The organism is Bacteroidota bacterium (genome assembly GCA_018266835.1).
Taxonomy (GTDB): domain Bacteria; phylum Bacteroidota; class Ignavibacteria; order Tepidaquicellales; family Tepidaquicellaceae; genus JAFDZO01.
Genome location: JAFDZP010000005.1, coordinates 542,324 through 560,323, shown reverse-complemented (window position 1 = coordinate 560,323; position 18,000 = coordinate 542,324). Strand labels below are relative to the sequence as shown.

Annotated in this window: 10 protein-coding genes; 5 read left to right on the top strand and 5 right to left on the bottom strand. The window is 35.8% G+C overall.

From position 1 onward, the window contains the following. The first annotated feature begins 562 nt into the window (after positions 1 to 562). Positions 563 to 6,709 carry a T9SS type A sorting domain-containing protein gene (locus JST55_15110; protein ID MBS1494842.1) on the top strand — a complete coding sequence of 2,049 codons (6,147 nt, stop codon included), beginning with the start codon at positions 563 to 565 and terminating at the stop codon, positions 6,707 to 6,709. A gap of 246 nt (positions 6,710 to 6,955) precedes the next feature. On the opposite strand, the gene JST55_15105 is transcribed toward JST55_15110, so the two are convergent. The 3 genes from JST55_15105 to JST55_15095 all read right to left on the bottom strand — a co-directional run bounded on the left by JST55_15105 (position 6,956) and on the right by JST55_15095 (position 9,287). Continuing rightward, positions 6,956 to 8,479: a multicopper oxidase domain-containing protein gene (locus JST55_15105; protein MBS1494841.1), complete on the bottom strand. Its 1,524-nt coding sequence runs from the start codon at positions 8,477 to 8,479 to the stop codon at positions 6,956 to 6,958. A 94-nt stretch (positions 8,480 to 8,573) separates the two neighbouring features. Further along, entirely contained in the window at positions 8,574 to 8,906 is a 333-nt protein-coding gene (locus JST55_15100; GenBank protein MBS1494840.1) for a hypothetical protein, read from the bottom strand. Between the two features lie 6 nt (positions 8,907 to 8,912). Then, a complete protein-coding gene (locus tag JST55_15095; protein MBS1494839.1) occupies positions 8,913 to 9,287 on the bottom strand; it encodes a hypothetical protein in 375 nt (124 codons plus the stop codon). Positions 9,288 to 9,573: 286 nt separating this feature from the next. On the opposite strand from JST55_15095, the gene JST55_15090 reads away from it, so the two are divergent. Then, positions 9,574 to 12,771 carry a hypothetical protein gene (locus tag JST55_15090; protein MBS1494838.1) on the top strand — a complete coding sequence of 1,066 codons (3,198 nt, stop codon included), beginning with the start codon at positions 9,574 to 9,576 and terminating at the stop codon, positions 12,769 to 12,771. On the opposite strand, the gene JST55_15085 is transcribed toward JST55_15090, so the two are convergent. After that, entirely contained in the window at positions 12,760 to 15,021 is a 2,262-nt protein-coding gene (locus tag JST55_15085; protein MBS1494837.1) for a T9SS type A sorting domain-containing protein, read from the bottom strand. The two genes, JST55_15090 and JST55_15085, sit on opposite strands and share 12 nt — an antisense overlap. 239 nt (positions 15,022 to 15,260) lie before the next feature. Between JST55_15085 and JST55_15080 the strand changes: the two genes are divergently transcribed. Beyond that, positions 15,261 to 15,467 carry a hypothetical protein gene (locus JST55_15080; GenBank protein MBS1494836.1) on the top strand — a complete coding sequence of 69 codons (207 nt, stop codon included), beginning with the start codon at positions 15,261 to 15,263 and terminating at the stop codon, positions 15,465 to 15,467. Positions 15,468 to 15,505: 38 nt separating this feature from the next. Here the strand turns inward: JST55_15080 and JST55_15075 are convergent, their stop codons facing one another. Continuing rightward, positions 15,506 to 16,951 carry a hypothetical protein gene (locus JST55_15075; GenBank protein ID MBS1494835.1) on the bottom strand — a complete coding sequence of 482 codons (1,446 nt, stop codon included), beginning with the start codon at positions 16,949 to 16,951 and terminating at the stop codon, positions 15,506 to 15,508. 236 nt (positions 16,952 to 17,187) lie between these two features. Here JST55_15075 and JST55_15070 point away from each other — a divergent pair, with 236 nt between their 5' ends. Together JST55_15070 and JST55_15065 are read left to right on the top strand one after the other, a co-directional pair. Next, positions 17,188 to 17,508, top strand: a complete 321-nt coding sequence (locus JST55_15070; GenBank protein MBS1494834.1) for a hypothetical protein — start codon at positions 17,188 to 17,190, stop codon at positions 17,506 to 17,508. A gap of 77 nt (positions 17,509 to 17,585) precedes the next feature. Then, a complete protein-coding gene (locus JST55_15065; protein ID MBS1494833.1) occupies positions 17,586 to 17,996 on the top strand; it encodes a DUF1573 domain-containing protein in 411 nt (136 codons plus the stop codon). Positions 17,997 to 18,000: the final 4 nt, after the last annotated feature.

Sequence of the window (18,000 nt, the reverse complement as noted above, 5' to 3'; positions counted from 1 at the left end):
AAAAAAATATGATTAAATACTAACAACAAAATAGTTCAGATATTTGTGATACTCAGTATAAATTTTCTGATTCAGTTAAAAAAAAATTAGAAGAACAACTGTCAAAAAAGAAATCTGACCGTTATAATTCTCGATTTTTATTTTAACCGCAGTAATGTATTTGTTATTGAGACGGTTAGTTGACTGAAAGCACTTACCGTAAAGAAAAGCACAACAAATGCAGTTAGAAAAAAGCTATTAGGTCTTTAAAAAAATGTTGACATGACATTCCATTTTTAAATTTCATTTTTTCCCATCTTTTATTTAAAATTTAAAATTAATAATTTTCCTGCTGTCGTAAAACATATCCTGTTAATTCCTCTGATTTAAATCCAATTAAATCTGTTTTACAAAATATTTTTTTCGAATGTTGGTAAAACAATTCTCTGTTCACCCATAGACAGAAGTTTCACATTTGTTTTGCACACACTCATAATTAATTATTAGATTATTACTTGAAGAATTTTCCCCCGTAAAATTCAAAGCATTACTATAGTTTTTTTTAAAAATAACCCCATTTAAAATGAAGAGGAAACCTACCCTTTCTTTTTTATCTTTACTTGCTTTGTTATTTTTGAGCACCAATATATTTGCTCAGAATGTTGAAGTGAGTAATGGAGGTCCTGTAACAAGTTATGCAACTCTTGCAGATGCTTTTACAGCGATCAATACAGGCGCTTTTACCGGCGCAATTACGGTAAACATCGTTGGTAATACCACTGAAACAGTTTCAGCATCGCTCGATTCAAGCGGCAACGGAACTGGTTCAAGCTATACATCTATTTCTATTCAGCCATCAGGCGGAGCATCAAGAACAATTACCGGAGCGTTTGTAGGTAACTTAATCAATCTCAATGGAGCAGATAACGTTACTATCGACGGCTTAAACACAGGCGGTAACTCATTAACAATTTCAAATACTGCGCTCGGAGTATCAAGCAGTATTAGATTTATTAATGATGCGAAAAATAACACAGTGACTAACTGTACTATTTCAGGATCAGAAGTAAGTGCAGCTACAGGTGTTATTTTTCTTTCTACAGGCTCTGCATCAGGAAATGACAACAATACCATAAGTAATAATAATATTACAGCTGCAGGAGTAAACCTACCTCAAAACGGTATTTTTTCTATTGGTACCAGTGCAACGGTCGATAACAGCGGAAATATAGTTTCGGGAAATAATATTTCGGATTTCTTCAACGCTTCAGGCGTCAGTAACGGAGTATCTGTAGGTTCAGGTAACTCAGGATGGACAATTTCAAACAATAAAATTTTCCAGACAGGCAGCAGAACTTATACTACCGGCAATACCCACAACGGAATTGTTGCTACATCAGGTTCAGGTTATACTATAACAGGAAATACAATCGGCTATGCTTCATCAGCTGGCACAGGTACTTACACAATGCTTGGAACAGTTGCAAATAGATTTATCGGTATTTCTTTAACCCCTACTACTGCATCTGCATCTTCAATACAGGGCAATACAGTAACTGCAATCAGTATTGCCACATCAAGCGGCGCGGCTACTGCAAACGGTATTCTTTGCGGTATTAACATTGCCGGTGGTTCTGCCCCGGTTAATATCGGTAATATTACTCCGAACGTTATAGGAGGCTCTACCGGCACAGGACTACTTTCTGCAGTTCCTACAACAACTCAGGGAACAGTTGTCGGTATTCATAGCGCCGGAACGGGAGCAACAGTAATTCAGAATAATGTCATCGGAGGATTATCCTCTTCAGGTACAACGGCTGCTATTGCAGGCGGATTATTTGGTATAAACATTTCCGGCGTTGCAACTTCTGTAACAATTACCGGAAATACGGTTGGTAACTCTACTGCAGAAAATATGCGCGGCGGTACAACTGCTCTGACTACTGGAAGCTCAGTTGTAACAGGTATCAATTTAGCCGCTGCTCCCACAACTGTAAATATTTCAAATAACACAATACAGAATTTTGTTTCTTACGGTACGGGTACAACAGGATTTGTAAGAGGTATTTCAACCAGTTCCGGTGCAGGAAGCTCGGTTGTTTATACTTTTTCAGGAAACACTATAACTAATTTAGCTACAAACTCTGCCCTTGCAACAGTTACAAACGGCTTAGCATCGGCAAACGGAATTGCACTTGCAATAGGAAATGCACCTGTCATTTCAGGTAATACAATTTCAAACCTTTCGAATACTAATACAGGTACAGGCGGATACATTGTTGCAGGTATAGCTTTTGCTAATGCAACAAATCCTTCAGTAAGGAACAATATTATTTACAATTTATCTAATGCAAGTACATCTAGCACAGCAACTACTCCGGGTATTGCAGCAGGTATTTTAATTCGCTCTGCAACAACTTCCGATACAGTTGCAAATAACATGATTACTCTCGGCGCAGGACAAACAACTAATACATCTTTCATAGGTATAATGGGCCAGCACGGAGCAACACCTGACCCTATAAATTATATTTATTACAACACAGTTTCGATTTCAGGTACTGCATCAAGCGGTGCTCAGCCCAGTATGGGATTTTTCAGAGGTGATTTCAGCGTGACTGCAAGAACACAGGTTACTTATTTAAAAAATAACGTATTCGATAATGCAAGAACAGGCGGTACAGGAAAACATTATGCTATAGCTAATAACTATGGCGCCACAACAAGCTCAACAGGATGGACTGCTGCAAATTCAGATTTTAACGTTCTGAACTCTGCTTCTCTATCTACTGTCGGCTACTGGACAACTGACCAGACATTTGCAGGTTGGAAAACTGCATCATCCTGCGATTTCTCAAGTGTTACAGGAGTTGCTATTACATATACAAATGCGGCAACCGGAAACTTAAGATTTAATATGGGTGTAACACCTACTCAGTTAGAGTCAGGCGCAACAACACTCGCAGGGTTTACTACTGATATCGACGGTTTTGCAAGACCTAAACCTGCTCCTGTAAACGGAGGCGGAACATTCCCTGATTTCGGAGCAAGCGAATCAGACATGGTTCCGTTAGATCTAACAGGACCAAACATTTCATACGGAGTTGTTTCCGGTGGAATTGTGGCTGCAAACAGAACACTTACAGGATTTGCTACTATAACAGATAATTCAGGCGTGAACGTAACACCGGGCACAAGACCAAGAGTGTATTATAAAAAATCAACTGATGCAAATGCATTCGTTGGGAATACTTCAGGCGATAACGGATGGAAATGGGTTGAAGCAACAAATACATCTTCACCTTACAATTTTACAATTGACTATACAATTATAAACGGCGGCTCCATAGCAGTTGCAGATGTTATTCAGTACTTTGTAGTTGCTCAGGATTTATCTCCTGCAGCGAATGTTGCAAGTAATCCTATCATAGGCTTTGTTGGTACCAGCGTTGCAGCTATAACTTCTGCACCAACAACTCCGAACAGTTATACAATTGGCGCTACATTCCCTTCAGTAGTTTATCTGGGAACAGGCGCAGGAGTGCCAAACTATCCAAGCTTCTCAGGAGCTGCAGGATTGTTCAATGCAATCAATACAAGTGTTGTTGCATCTGACGTGACTGTAATAGTGCAAAATAATTTAGTCGAAGACGGAACAGTTTCGTTAAATGAATTTGCAAAAGGATTCAGAATAGTAGTTGTACCCGGCGCAGCAAGTGTATTTACAATTGAAGGCACAACGGCTGCTGCAAATGATGCATTACTTGAACTAAACGGCGCAGATGATTTTTTAATTGACGGAAGATTTAACGGCGCAGGAAAATATTTGAGATTTGTAAATAATAATGCGACAGCATCAGGTACAGGACCGATATTAAGATTCCTTAACGACTCAAGAAGAAGCGGCATTGGATATTGTACACTGGAAAGTAATGCATCTGTAACTACTAATCCTATTATAATGTTCGGCGGAACAACAGGAATTTACGGTAATGACAGCTTGCTTGTTGATAGCTGCTTATTCAAAAATTCAACAGGTACAAATCCGGGTTCATATTTTACTGCAATAGGTTCAACAGGTACATCTACAGGTATTCAAAAGAACAGCTCTATTGCAATCATCAATAATAACTTCACCGGATGGACTGCAAACAGTACAGTGCTTATTGATTTCTCTGCAGGCTCAATGGGAGACAGCTTAGTTGTGGACTCAAACAGAGTTTACAATAATATTACATTAACTGCAGGATGGACCGGTATAAAACTAACAGGCAACGGTAATAACTGTACAGCAAACTTTAATAGTATCGGCGGAAGCAACCCTGACAGATCGGGAAGCCCGATATTTGCAAATACCGGTATAGCGATTACAGCTATCGATGTAAAATCCGGTAATACTATTAAATCTGATATACACGGTAACATCATTGCAAATATCAGTAATATGGCACCTGCTACACTTACATCAGGAATTGTGAAAGGTATTAATATACAGGGAGGAAGAATAAATGTTGGAACACTTGTAGGTAATACTATCGGTGGAAAATTAAATCCCTGGGATACTGTAACAACTGCTTATGATAACGGATGGATTGATATAGTGACAGCATCTGCTACTGACACTATATTGATATGGAACAACACTATTTCTTATGCAAATTACTGGAGAAAAAGAAATGACAGAAATGCCGGAATAAATATAGCAGGGACATCAGGAGCATTAGTAGATGTTTATAATAACAACATTAATAATATGCGCGGCAACGGTACAGGAAACTCTGCATCATTCCAGAATTTCGGCATCAGATTAGCTAATACAGGAGCTAACAATGTTATTAATGTTAGAAATAATAACATTAACTCAATGTTCCACACCGGTGATACTGTTCTTACAGGTAACATTCACGAACCGGTTGGAATTATGTTTGCCAGCGGTGTCGCAACACAGACTGTAAATATTTTTAATAATAAAATTTACGATATACAAAGTAATGCAAACTCAGCAAATGATACGGGTTCAACTGCACCAATCGTTTCGGCCATAAAACTTTTTTCAGCGAGTTCTACTCTGAATGTTTATAATAATTCTATTTCTCTTGCCACCCAGAACGGTAATCAGACAAGAGTAATAGGTATTTATCAGGGCGGAACTTCTACTATAAACCCCTGTAACATTTCTTATAACTCAGTTTATTTAGGAGGAACTGCAACAAGTTCATCACCAAACGTCGTTTCATTCGGGTTTGTAAGAATCAGCGGGCTTATTACATTGAGGAACAACATCTTTTACAATGCAAGAACAGGCGGCGGAAGAAACTTAGCGATTGCAAACCAGAGCGCTGTTAACTGGACGTCATCTTCATCAAACTATAATTTATTAGTAACTGCTAATTCTTCTGTATGCGCAGACTGGGTAGCAAGTATAGGAATTGATTTTGCTTCATGGAAATCAAATTCTAGCGGAGATAATTATTCCTCATATGGCACTACAGCTACTATCCCTGCAGCCAGTTTATTTACAGCAACAGCAACTGCAGACCTTAGCTTAGTAGCTTCACAGCCAGTTGTTTGGTACGCATCTGGACAAGGTACACCTGTCCTATCACCTTCTATTGGTACTGATATTTTAGGAGGCGCAAGGTCAACAACTTTAGCAGGCGGTTCAACTGACTTAGGAGCATACAATGTAACACCATCTATAGCTCCGCCAACAGCAACTGAAAGCGCAGCGCCTGCCCCAAGTACAACTACAACGTATTCTGTAGGAGGAAAAACACTTGCTTCAATAAACTGGGGACCGGGAGGAACACCACCTACATCTATGTCACTGATTTATTATCCGGGTACAAATCCCCCTAACGCTGGTGGTTTCAATGTTGGTAACGGATACTGGAGCTTTACAGCAACAGGTGGTACCGGTTACACATACGATATAGTTTTATATTATGACCCTGCACAAATCGGAACAATTCCTGCCGATACAAACGTAGTTATTTCAAAATCAGATGACGGCGGAACAACTTATGTACCTTATACAACTTATGGAAACGCAGCAGGTCAGTATGAAAGAAATTCATCAGGAAAATATATTACACTTTATGGTTTATCTTCATTCTCAATCTTTGCGTTGACTGATAAAGATGTGCCGCTACCGGTTGAACTGGTTTCATTCACATCATCTGTAAACAGAAATGAAGTGAAGCTGAACTGGGCAACATCTATGGAAAAAAATAATTCAGGATTTGAAATTGAAAGAAAAGCAGTCGGAACAACTAACTGGGTAAAAGCAGGAAGCGTTCAGGGCAGCGGAACTACAAATGAAGTCAGGAATTATTCTTTCACTGATGCAGGCGTAGCAAAAGGAAAATATAATTACAGATTAAGACAACTTGATTACAATGGAAACTCACAGTACTTCAGCTTATCAGGTGAAGTAAATGTAGGTGTACCTGCGAAATTTGACCTGAGCCAGAACTATCCGAATCCGTTTAATCCTTCAACAAAGATTAACTACGATTTACCATTCGATAGCAAAGTATCAATCAAATTATTTGATATGACCGGTAGGGAAGTTGCTGTAATTGTAAGCGGACTTCAGTCAGCAGGATATTACACAGTACAATTCAATGGTTCAAATTTAGCCAGCGGTGTTTACTTCTACAATATAATTGCAGAGGGCGGAAACGCGGCTAAATTTATTACCACTAAAAAGATGGTTTTGGTGAAATAATCGCAGAAGTTTCGCGAAAATTTTTCTAGCCAAAATAAATTATTTATAAATCATGGGTTTATTTCCAGATTATGTAAAGTTGGTTTTATACTCATGTTAAAACATATAAATAATTGAACTTAATCTGCATATTTTTATAACAAATCTATTTTTTTCTTAAAACAAAAAAACGGCAAGGATTTTTTCAATCCCTGCCGTTTTTATTTTTATCAAAATTTCTTTTTAAAATTTCTTTGTAAAATTTTTTTATGCTTGCTGCACGTTAGAATTCTCTCCTGAAGCAGCAGCTATATTTTTCTTTATAAAATTTATTTTATACAACACATATATAATCAGCAGCACAGTAAGCACTACCAGTAAAATAATATAAATGCTCATTGAGTTTCCCGGAGCAGGGACTACAGTAACCACACCCTTCATATACGGATGCGGCGCGCACATATATTTGTAGTCGCCTTTTTTATCAAGCTTTATTTTATAAACCTCTGCATGTCCCAGCAATGGTGAGTTAAACGGCACGGGGGCTTCGTAAGTAGATGCAGTATGTATTCCTCCGAACTCGCCATCCATGTAAGTAAAAATATCTTCGTTCTGCCATATAATAGTCGTGCCTTCGCAGACTTTTATTGACTTCGGATAATAACTGTTTCCTATAATCTTTACCGTCACTTCTTTTACTTCAGGACCATATTCTAGTACAGGGTCAACATCAGGTGTACCGGGTTCAAACGGCGCAATCGTTCTTATTATTTTTGATTTAATATCGCTTAATTCTTTTCCTGTGTACTTCGGTCCTTCGGCAGAAATTGTTACAGGTGTCGTTGCATTCTTATCGCAAATCAACAGTCCTATTGCTCCTCTGTCTGCAGCGCTTACTGCATGGTCAAGCATTGTATATGTTCCTTCATCAGGCGGCATTCTGAATTCAATTACCCATGAATCTGATGGACCTGATGTAACAGTCTGTCCGCCTGCCTGAGGCATATCGGGATTTCCCTGCCAGTAAACATAGTCCCACATGATTCCTACGATATGAAAAGTTGATACGTGGTTAGGTCCGACATTAATATAATTTATTCTTACGTAATCACCCGGCTTTGCTCTTATTGGCTGCTCTACATATCTGAAAAGTTTTCCGTTCCACATTGAGTAAATTGCCTTACCGTCAATGGCATCTTTACCGCTGGAATATAATTCATGCTGCAATAAATAAATTTCAACATCGGGTTTTCTTCCGAGTATCTGCTCAAGTTTGTATTGTTTCTTTGGCTTTACTGTCATCATTCCGTACTGTCCGAATAAAATATGCAGCGGAATACCGTGTCCTCCCGGGGCGCAGTGATACATAAATACACCGGGACGTGAAGCCTTAAAAAACATCGACTTCGTTTCGCCTGCATTTATATGACCGAGATATTTTGAAGTTTGAGTTGATGCAGAGTGAATAGAAGCTCCGTGCGGAATTTTACCTTTATTGACTACAGTGAATTTTACTATATCGCCTTCGTTTACTACGATGCTTGGTCCGGGAATTCCTCCGTTAATAACAAATCCTCTGAACAGAACTCCTGCGCCAATGTATGCATCACCTTCAGAGAGCTCAATAGTAACTTCAGCATCGGGTTTAATATCTCCTGTCTGGGGAACGTAGCTTGATGTCGGCAGAGGAAGGGAATTATCTCTTTTAATTATTTCAATGAACTGTGTTGTATCAGTTTTACTCTGAGCATACAGCGGGGATGCAGTTTGTAATGAACTTATAAAAGCTATTATAAATAGTGTTCTCAGTAAGTTATTCAATAAGTTATTCAGTTTCATTTTATTTGTGTTAATTTTCAATTAAAATTTTTTAGTTTTTTTTATCCTAACTGCGGAATACCCACGTTGTAAAAAATAATTTTATAATATCAAAAGTAATTACGGGATTATTTCCGGTTTCATTCTCAGTCATTATTTGTTTCATTCCTTCACTTAAAGGCTCTTCCTGTGTTACATATTTTTTAGGAAGTACAACAGAATTTGCGCCGTCCTGATTTTTAATTGCTTCGAGCAGCTCCTGTCCGCCCAGTGTATTTGCTCTTTTCTCCAGCAGCTCCTGTCTGAAGTCAGCATTGCATTTAGGGCAGGCGTTTGCGTTAGAAATCAAAGCGGCAAATAAGACTGAGATTGTAAAACATATTGCAAAAATTTTTTTCATGATATTTTATTTTTGGATGATTAATAATAACAGTATGGTTGAGAACATTATTAATGCCGAGGCAAGAAGAAATCTGACTCTTTGCAGATCAATGCTGATACCGTTCAATAACTGAAGCGAGCTGCCAATAGCCGTATTGATTTTGTTTCTTACAACAATAACTGAGCTTTGAAGAATTCCGGCTTCGGCTTCGGAAGTATCTTTGTTTCCGTTAATTAAAAAAACTGCAATCATAACAAAGAGCATTACTAAAAATCCTGTACCCATCCAGGTTGCGTATGAGCTCATATCCATTCCTTCAGTATCTGCTGCACTTTGCGCAAAGAGATTATGCGCTGTAAAAATTGAAGCAGTTAAAATGTATTTTAAATATTTTTTCATGGCTGTTAGTTTTTTTGTTAAATAAAAATACTAACTTTAATTGATTTCTCCTTTGACATAGGTCAAATGGATAAAATATATTTGAATGAGCTAAAAGGTAGGCTATTTGAACTGATTTAGATAGGTACCGGAAACAGTATTTAATTAATTTATATGCTTCGGATTGTAATACTATGCTTCGGATTGTAATACTAAAGTGAATGCCTGGAAATAGATTCTGAAATTAATGTTTTAGTTTCTTTATTCTGTTCTTTGATTTCTTTAGATTTGTTTACAATTAATAAATTTGAGTGTTTTAATCACAAAAATCCTTCCTGAAAATTTAATTTCGGACTCTCACTTAGTGAAGCCGGAATTAGTTACGGAAAAACTTTATTCGCAAAAGAATAAAAAATTATTATTACTGAATTCACCCAAAGGATTCGGGAAATCCTGCGCTCTGTCATTATTCGTTACAGAATACATACTCCCATATTCATATTACAAAACCGATGAGGAGGATGTAAATCTATACATCTTTCTGAATTATCTTATACATTCCATTGATAAAGTAATACCGGGCTTCATAGATGAAATGAAAGTTCTGCTGGATTATTATAAGCCGGATTTTAATAAAAAAGAAATTCGAAATATAAATTCTCTGAGTGTGTTTACAAGGACATTAATTAATAATTTATACACATTCTGCAAAGAAGAGTTTTATATAATAATAGAAGATGCAGAGCAGATATCTGAATTTGACTGGGCTCATTCTTTTTTTGATTATTTTATTGAGCACTCTCCTAAAAATATTCATTTTATTTTTGTCACATCATCTAAATACCCGTTCGATTATGTAAAGATAAAAATGAAAAGAAACTACTTTGAACTTACGCACAATGACTTACGCGCCGATGCTTGCATGGTAAAAAAAATATCGGAGAGTGTTTACTCGCTGAATCTTAGCAGGGAACAGATTTCACACATATGCGAAAAAACTGAAGGATGGTTGACGGGAATACATATCCTTTTACAGTCATTGAGCAGTAATACAAATACACCTGACAATTTTTCTTTAAGCGATACCATGAGCTATTTTTTTCAGAAGGAGATAATAGAAGGAATCGATGAAAAATATATTAATATTTTATTTCTATCTTCATTGTTCGAGAGCTTTAATGAGGAATTGCTGGAAAAATTATCCGGAAGGTTATCTAAAGGATTAAATGTAAAATCATTATTAGAAATCCTGAAGGAGAAATATAATTTTGTATTGAAAGCATATCCTGCAGGCGGATATGAATATTTAATTTTCTTTAAGGAGTTTCTATCTGAAAAAGCTCCAGCTGCAATTGGTCACAAGCAGATAAAGCAGGCATACTCAGATGCAGGAAGTTATTATTTAAGTATTAATGATGTTGATAGAGCAATTAAATATTATGCTCTGGCAGAAGATTACAAAAAAATAATTCCGGTTGTACTTGAATGTATCCCGCAGCTTTCCAAAGACGGTGATTTAAACATCGCAGATAAAATGCTCAGCACGATTCCTGATTCGTTTTATGTTTCTTATCCTCTCTTAATATACTGGAAGGGTATAATTTTAAAAAATTATTTTTTCGATTACGAAAATGCAACAAATGCCTTTGACTCTTTCTTAAAACTTAACGCAAAGGCAGTTACTATTTTTACAGTGAAAGCTGTTTGTCACATCGCTGAAATAAAATTCAATTCGGGTGAAGGTAAAAAAGCAATTTCTTATCTGGAGGATTACAAGACTAAAGTAACGAATAAAAAATTACTCCCATCGCTTTTGCTGCGGCTAAGTTCATTTTATTTTAACTCACGGATTCTGGATAAAGTAAGCCCGTGCTGCATTGAAGCACTTACAATTCTTGGCAAAAACAAAGACTCTGAAAGTACGGCTATTCGCGCCAGCATACAGAATAATCTCGGAAATCTGAACTTTATGAAAGGTGATTTTAACGAGGCGAAAATTTGTTATAAAAAATCTCTTAATGATTTGCAGAGCTTATATCATAAAATTCAGACAACAATAAATATTTTTAACATCAGTTGTTACTCCGGTGATTTTAAAAATGCAGGGGAAGAATTAGAAGGTTTATTGAGGATAAAAATTGTAAACCTGATACCTGAACTTAGAATTCAGGCGCTTGAAGCATCTTCAAACTATCATCTTGAGTACGGAAATTTTGCAGAATGTCTGAAACAGATAAACTTACTGGAAGGTGCCTGCAGGGAACTCGAAAACTTCAGAGCGTTAATAACTGCGCTTACAATCAAATGCAAAATCTATTATTATGAGAATAATATTGCGGAACTCAAAAAGCAGTTAAAACTTATTAATGAATTGCGGACTCACGGGCTTGAAAATGATTTAGCAACAGCGGATTTATTTGATGCAATTTTATCAGGCAAAGAAGAGAAAGCAATTAAGCTGTTTGATTTTTTTATTAAGAATGATTTAGCTTCAGATAAAATATTTTTTTCATTCAGGTTGGCAGAGCTCGTAATGAAAAAGAATAAAGAAAAATTTCTTAAGTATTATACTGAAGCAGTTAATGAGTCATTCCGCATCCGTTATTTTAATGTTCTCGTCACAGAGGTAACTAAAAAAAGAAGTTTGCTGGATTGTGCAGTAAATGGAGGTCTTGATAAGGACACTATCTCCGAAATTTACACCGAAATAATCTCAAGGAATGAAGATGGAAATCTTTGTGCAAATATAACAGACATTCAGGATATTTATCTTGTAACGAACGGAGTTCCTGCTTTTTTTATAAGGGGAGTTAAGGTCGATGACAAAAAATGGACGAGAGCAAAATTTAAAGAAATGTTTTTGTATCTGTTCATTAACAGGAAAAATTATGTTACGAAAGATATTTTAATCGATGAGTTCTTTAAAGATTCCGACCAATCTTACAGTGATAATATTTTCCATCAGTTTCTTTCAAATCTCAGAAGCATCTTGAAGAACTATGGAAATATTGAGTATGTAACTTATGAAAATAAAATGTTTGAGTTTAATCCGGGATACATGTATGATTCCGATATAGAACGATTAAAATATTATTCTAAAAAACAGCAGGGACTAAAAGACAGTTCTCCAGAAAAAGAAGCTGTCCTGAAAAAAGCCGCTGAGTTATTCAAAGATATTTTTATGAAAGGATACTATGTCCCATGGGTGGAGGAATTGAGAAGCAGGGTTGATACGGACAAAGTAAGATTGATTAAAGAGCTTATCAAAATTCTTGAATCAAAAAACTCAACCGGTGAGGCAATAGAATATTATAATTTGTTGCTTGAAGAAGATGACTTAAACGAAGATTTATATTATAAAATAATAACTGCTTATGCCGGAACGGGGGAAATAAATACCGCTAAAGCTAAATATAAAATTATGCTGGATAAGTTTGAAAAGGAATTAGGCGAAAAACCTTCCGCCCAATTCCTGAAGAAAATTAAAGATGTATTACTTAATTAACAACATTTTTTTCGTATCGGTAAAACCGTTAGTTTTCAGCTGATAGAAATACACTCCGCTTGCAAGCAGCTTCCCGTCAAATAAAATTTCATACGTCCCTTCATTTTGCATTCTGTTGATATAGACTGCAACAACTTTTCCAAGCATATCAAAAACTTTAAACTCAACAAAACTCTGCTGCGGCAGCTCATATCTGATTTTTGTCACGGGATTAAACGGATTTGGATAATTTTGTTCAAGCTTATAATTCATAGGGAATTCAGAATTCACTTGCTGCACGCTTACCAGTCCGTTTAGCTTTAATACTTTGTGACTATTTACTGAAACATAATTTGAATCCCTTCCTCCCGGAGCAAAAATCCTGACTGACGAATCCGGTATTGAAGCAGTAAACGGAGTTGCTCCAAGATAGCCGTCAACACCTGTATGGCAAATAGGATTTGCAATATCAATTTGTAATTCTGTAAATTGGTCCGTCGCAGAAGTATACATATAAACTTTGGATGAGGGACCGCTTGGACCGTCTAAAAAGGAAAATTGTGTAGTGTTTCCGCCTATAAAGAATGCAATTTTTTTTGAGGGAAATCCTTTTGAACCCATTGCATAACTTCGTATAGGGAAATTTGTTGCGTTCGTTGACCAGCTGATTATATATCCTGCGGCGTTGTTGCTGTCTACCGTACCGATATAAACTTTGTTGCTGATACTATCAGACCTTTCACCGCCGGCAATCATAATTTTATTTTTATCAATCAATGCTGCACCTGGCTCAGCTAATTTAGCCGGCAGGTGAGCACCGAAACTCCAAACATTAGCAAGAGGATTATACCGCATCACACTGTCTGCAATGTTAAAGCCCGTAGTTCTACCTCCCATCACGAAAGCAATTTTATCATTTATTACAGCAGTGCTCGAAAAAACTTCTGCAATTGGAATTGGCAGCGATGCTTTAGTCTGCCACCCGGCAGCTAAATTACCGGCGCTGATTTTATAGAACGTATCGTTTATAATGTATTCAAAGAAAGGTTTATTTGCTTTTACAACCCATCCTTTTACTCCAATTGCCGTTGCAATGCTGTCGTTAGGCGGAATACAAACTTTATTTAATCTGTTGCTACTTACTCCAACTCTTTGAATCCACTCAGTCCCTCCGTTTGTTGTGTAAATAATTAAACCCCTGTCTCCCGATGCGATTAATTTATTTACGTCTATTTTATCAATGCTTCTTAAATTTAAAATTGTATGCGAGCTTTGTGTTATCCAGTTCGTTCCGCCGTTAATTGTCTTTAAAATTATTCCACTGTCTCCAACTGCATATCCCATCAGCGAATCTGAAAAAACTACACTGTTAAGATTTTTTGTAGTGTTAGTTGTCTGCGATATCCAGTTCGTTCCACTGTTAGTGGTTTTGATTATTTTTCCGTTAGCTCCTGAAATAAATCCTGTTGCAGAGTTTGGCAAAAAATAAATTGCTTTGTAATTATCACTTCCGAAATTAATTGTTGTCCAGTTAGTTCCGCTGTTAGTTGTTTTTTTTATGCTGCCGTTATCTCCGCAGAGGAAACCAATATTTGCTCCCTGAAAAAATATGTCATTCAGGTTTGCGCTGCTGAGTTTCGCAGTCCACGAAATTCCTTTATTACTGGTTGAGTACACAGATGATGTTATACTATCTGACCTGTTAAGGATTACAAACCCAACCGAGTCACTTACAAAGCTGATACCTACTGCATTTTTAGTTGTATCCGGTAAAGGTCTTGATACCCAGTTTGTTCCTGAGTTGCTTGTAAAATAAATTTTACCCTTCTGTCCTGAAATATATCCTGAAGAAACAGTCGGGTAAACGCAATCATATAAAGTATCTGCGCTCATACTTGTATCCTTCCAGTTAGTAGTATATCCGCCGCCGTAATAAATGGAATCTTTTATCTTAAAACCGAATCCGTTCATAAGTCTTTTTGGTAATCTTGGAAGTGTAGTATCGTACTGCGCAGTTGAAGCATTGTATAAAAGAATTCTGGAGGAAATGGAGTCGCCTGCAATTCCTCCCATTATTAATATTGAGCTGCTAACTGAGTCTGAACCTACTGTAACATTATGAGATAATGTGTACGGAAGATTTGTAAGGCTTTGCCATGTGGCGCTTATTGCAGATGTACTGAAAAATAAATCTGCTTTATAAATGAATGCTGTCGCAGTAATGCATAAAAAGGAAAAGCATAATAAAAAAATCCGGGGGAATTTCTTCATATGGGGAATAGTTTTTTTAAAGCTGCTTTAAAATTATTTTAAAGATAGATATAAATGAAATTGAAGTAAAGGAGGAAGAATTGAATTTGTGAATCGGCTGAACTGCAGTTTTGTGCGTTTCTGTCCGGTAATCGCAGGAAATTCTGTAAGGTTCCTGTAAGGTTTCAGGTAAGGTTTAAAAATACTTTTGTATCAGGCAATGAAATAACTCACTTGCCCAAACAAAAAATAAAAACCTTATGAAAACCACAATTAAACAATTCGCAGCAGCTTTAATAATCGCAGTTATTACATCTGTATCTATCTTTGGATTTACATCAAATAGTGATGCTAAAATAAGTAAGAGCTTTAAATTATCTTTTGCGCATCTAAGTGATTCGACAGACGGAAACGGCGGCGATACAACAGACGGAAGCGGCGGCGCAGGCTTTCCTCCGAAAGAATGAGATGTTAATCTTTAAACAAAAGCCGGTGAGAGCCGGCTTTACTTTTTAAACTGAAAAGTCTTTTCCAAAAGCCAATCTGAAAAACTAACCTCTCTGCTTTCTTCTTTTAATTCAGTTCTGAATTTATTCAGCTCAAAATCTACATCCTCTCCAAGAGAATTATTTTCTCTTATTTTTGAAAGCCGTAAAATATACTGCATGAACTCTTCTGTACCCGCTCTATAAATTTCCGGGATTTCATTATGTGTGTTTAAATATTTTCTTATCGTATCAGATATGGAGATTATGGAATTCAAATCAGACTCTTCATAAGCAATTCTTAATAAAATTTTTTTTGAACCGATGTAATGCAGATAATCTTTAAAACTTACTTTATTGGAATAGTATTTTGCTTTAGCAAATTCGTTTTTAGCCAGAAATAGTTTTGCGGATGAAAGCGCAAGCATATCGTTTTTAAAATCGGATTTAATTTTGTTCCCGTATTTACTTATAAATCGTTCAATCCAGTCAAATTCTTTTTTGTAAAGCGCTGCCTCCAGCGCAATTTTAAAATAATAATGCACCAATTCTCTGTTTTGTAAAATTATTCCATTCTCATCCATAAGTTTCAGATAAAAAATAATATCATCCATATATTCGTATAAATTCTTATTGATGAAAGCCGTGCAGTAATTTATATAATCCCAATATGGTTTGGAAATTTTTTTTAAATAAAAATTTTGGTCATCTAAAAATTGTTTCATTTCCAATAAATCTGATCTTTGAAAATTGTTAAAAACCAATACTACACCTAAAAAGCTGTGATACAAAAGGGGCTGCTCTTTTTTAATTATGCTGCCGTATTTTTCAAAATATTTTTTTATTTCATCCCAGAAATCATAACGGAATTTTAAATCCTTGTTCACATATTCCCGTGATTGCATATACTGGAACAAAAATAATTTTTTTGATATGAATTCATAGTCTAATGCGTCTGATTTTTCCTGATTGATTTCGTTTCTATCGTCAAATTTTGAAAAATACCAATACTCATATTCCTCGGAAATTAATTTTGTATTTGTTTCGTAGAACTCATCTATCTCCTGTGTGGAATTTTTATGTCCGGCTTTAAATTCTTTTAACCTCTTGAAAAATTTATCGTCATAATGTTCTTTTCTTAATCCTCTCAAAATATATATCTTCTTATCCCATTCGTTTTTATCAAATTCTTCCTGCGCAAGAAATCTTTCAAGCATCCGCGCAAAGTCAGAGAGCAGCTTTCTTATACTCTCATTTTTAAATTCTTCATTGGGGTACATATACAGTGAGATGCTTTCACGTGTAATGGAATCGATTCCTGCAGAAGAGTATTGGCTGTTTATATATTCGTAGAGTTTTATTAATCGCGGAAGCTTATTGAAATAAGGAGATTTGATAAAATCCCCGAATTTTTCAAACTCTTCTTTGGATATACCCTGCAGAAGCTCAGAAATCTCGTTTTTCAATTCTTTTAAAAAAAATTAATTCGTGGAAATTCACGTTTGGACAGTTGCTTTTTCTCTAAAATAGCAAAAATAAAGCAAATAAAAAGATATTAACCGCACAGGCAGGCTTTTTTCAAATTCACAAACTGCATTTTGCTTCTTTGGAAATGTATTTCGGATTTACAATCTTGCTAAGTAATTTTTCAGATAATGAAATAAGATATACATAACTGAAATTTTAAATTTTAGAAAATATAATGAACATACCGTCACATAACCCTAAAACTCTTGGAACACAGCTGAAAAAAATATTATCAGGTATAGAGAAAAATCTACAGGACTGGTCTGGCACTAAACAAGTTAATAATGAAATTCTAAAGAATACAACACAATCGATTGACGATAGATTAAAGGAAGTTGAGAAATATGAAAAATTACTTTCTGCTGAAAGAGCTAATCTTGCACAATATTTAAACGATACGGCTAAGCCATTGTATAAAAAAGCGCGCGACCATGCCTACTCTGTATATGGGAAAAAATCCGAGAAATTAAAAGAATACAGTCTGAATAAAATGTAATTGTAAATATATAAAATATTTTTTTAAAAAAACAAAAAATCAAATCCTGCTTCAGGCGGGAAATTAAAATTAAAAAAATGAAAAAAATTTCATGTGTCTTTCTGCTAATATTCATAGTAATTATTTCGTCATTGCAACTTAATGCGAAAGTAAAGAATATACCGCAAGAAGCAATTCTATCATTCAAGGAGCTGTCATTCGACTTTGGAAAAGTAAAACAAGCGGGAAAACTTGTACATTTTTTCAAATTTAAAAATACAGGTAATGATAATCTAACTATCCTATCAATTCAACCTTCTTGCGGTTGTACCGGGGCAACTATTGGCGAAAAAAAAGAATTTGCCCCCGGAGAGACAGGTGAGATAAAAATCACCTTTGACCCGCAAGGCAGGGAAGGAAAAACCACCAAAACAATCATAGTAACATCTAACGATAAAATTTTACCTTCACAAACACTGACGTTTACTTGTGAAATTTTAAATAATTAAAAAA

Bases quoted from the DNA above. Each gene is read 5' to 3' on its own strand.
- JST55_15110 (MBS1494842.1), top strand. From the start codon at position 563: ATGAAGAGGAAACCTACCCTTTCTTTTTTATCTTTACTTGCTTTGTTA.
- JST55_15100 (MBS1494840.1), bottom strand. From the start codon at position 8,906: ATGAAAAAAATTTTTGCAATATGTTTTACAATCTCAGTCTTATTTGCC.
- JST55_15095 (MBS1494839.1), bottom strand. From the start codon at position 9,287: ATGAAAAAATATTTAAAATACATTTTAACTGCTTCAATTTTTACAGCG.
- JST55_15085 (MBS1494837.1), bottom strand. From the start codon at position 15,021: ATGAAGAAATTCCCCCGGATTTTTTTATTATGCTTTTCCTTTTTATGC.
- JST55_15080 (MBS1494836.1), top strand. From the start codon at position 15,261: ATGAAAACCACAATTAAACAATTCGCAGCAGCTTTAATAATCGCAGTT.
- JST55_15070 (MBS1494834.1), top strand. From the start codon at position 17,188: ATGAACATACCGTCACATAACCCTAAAACTCTTGGAACACAGCTGAAA.
- JST55_15065 (MBS1494833.1), top strand. From the start codon at position 17,586: ATGAAAAAAATTTCATGTGTCTTTCTGCTAATATTCATAGTAATTATT.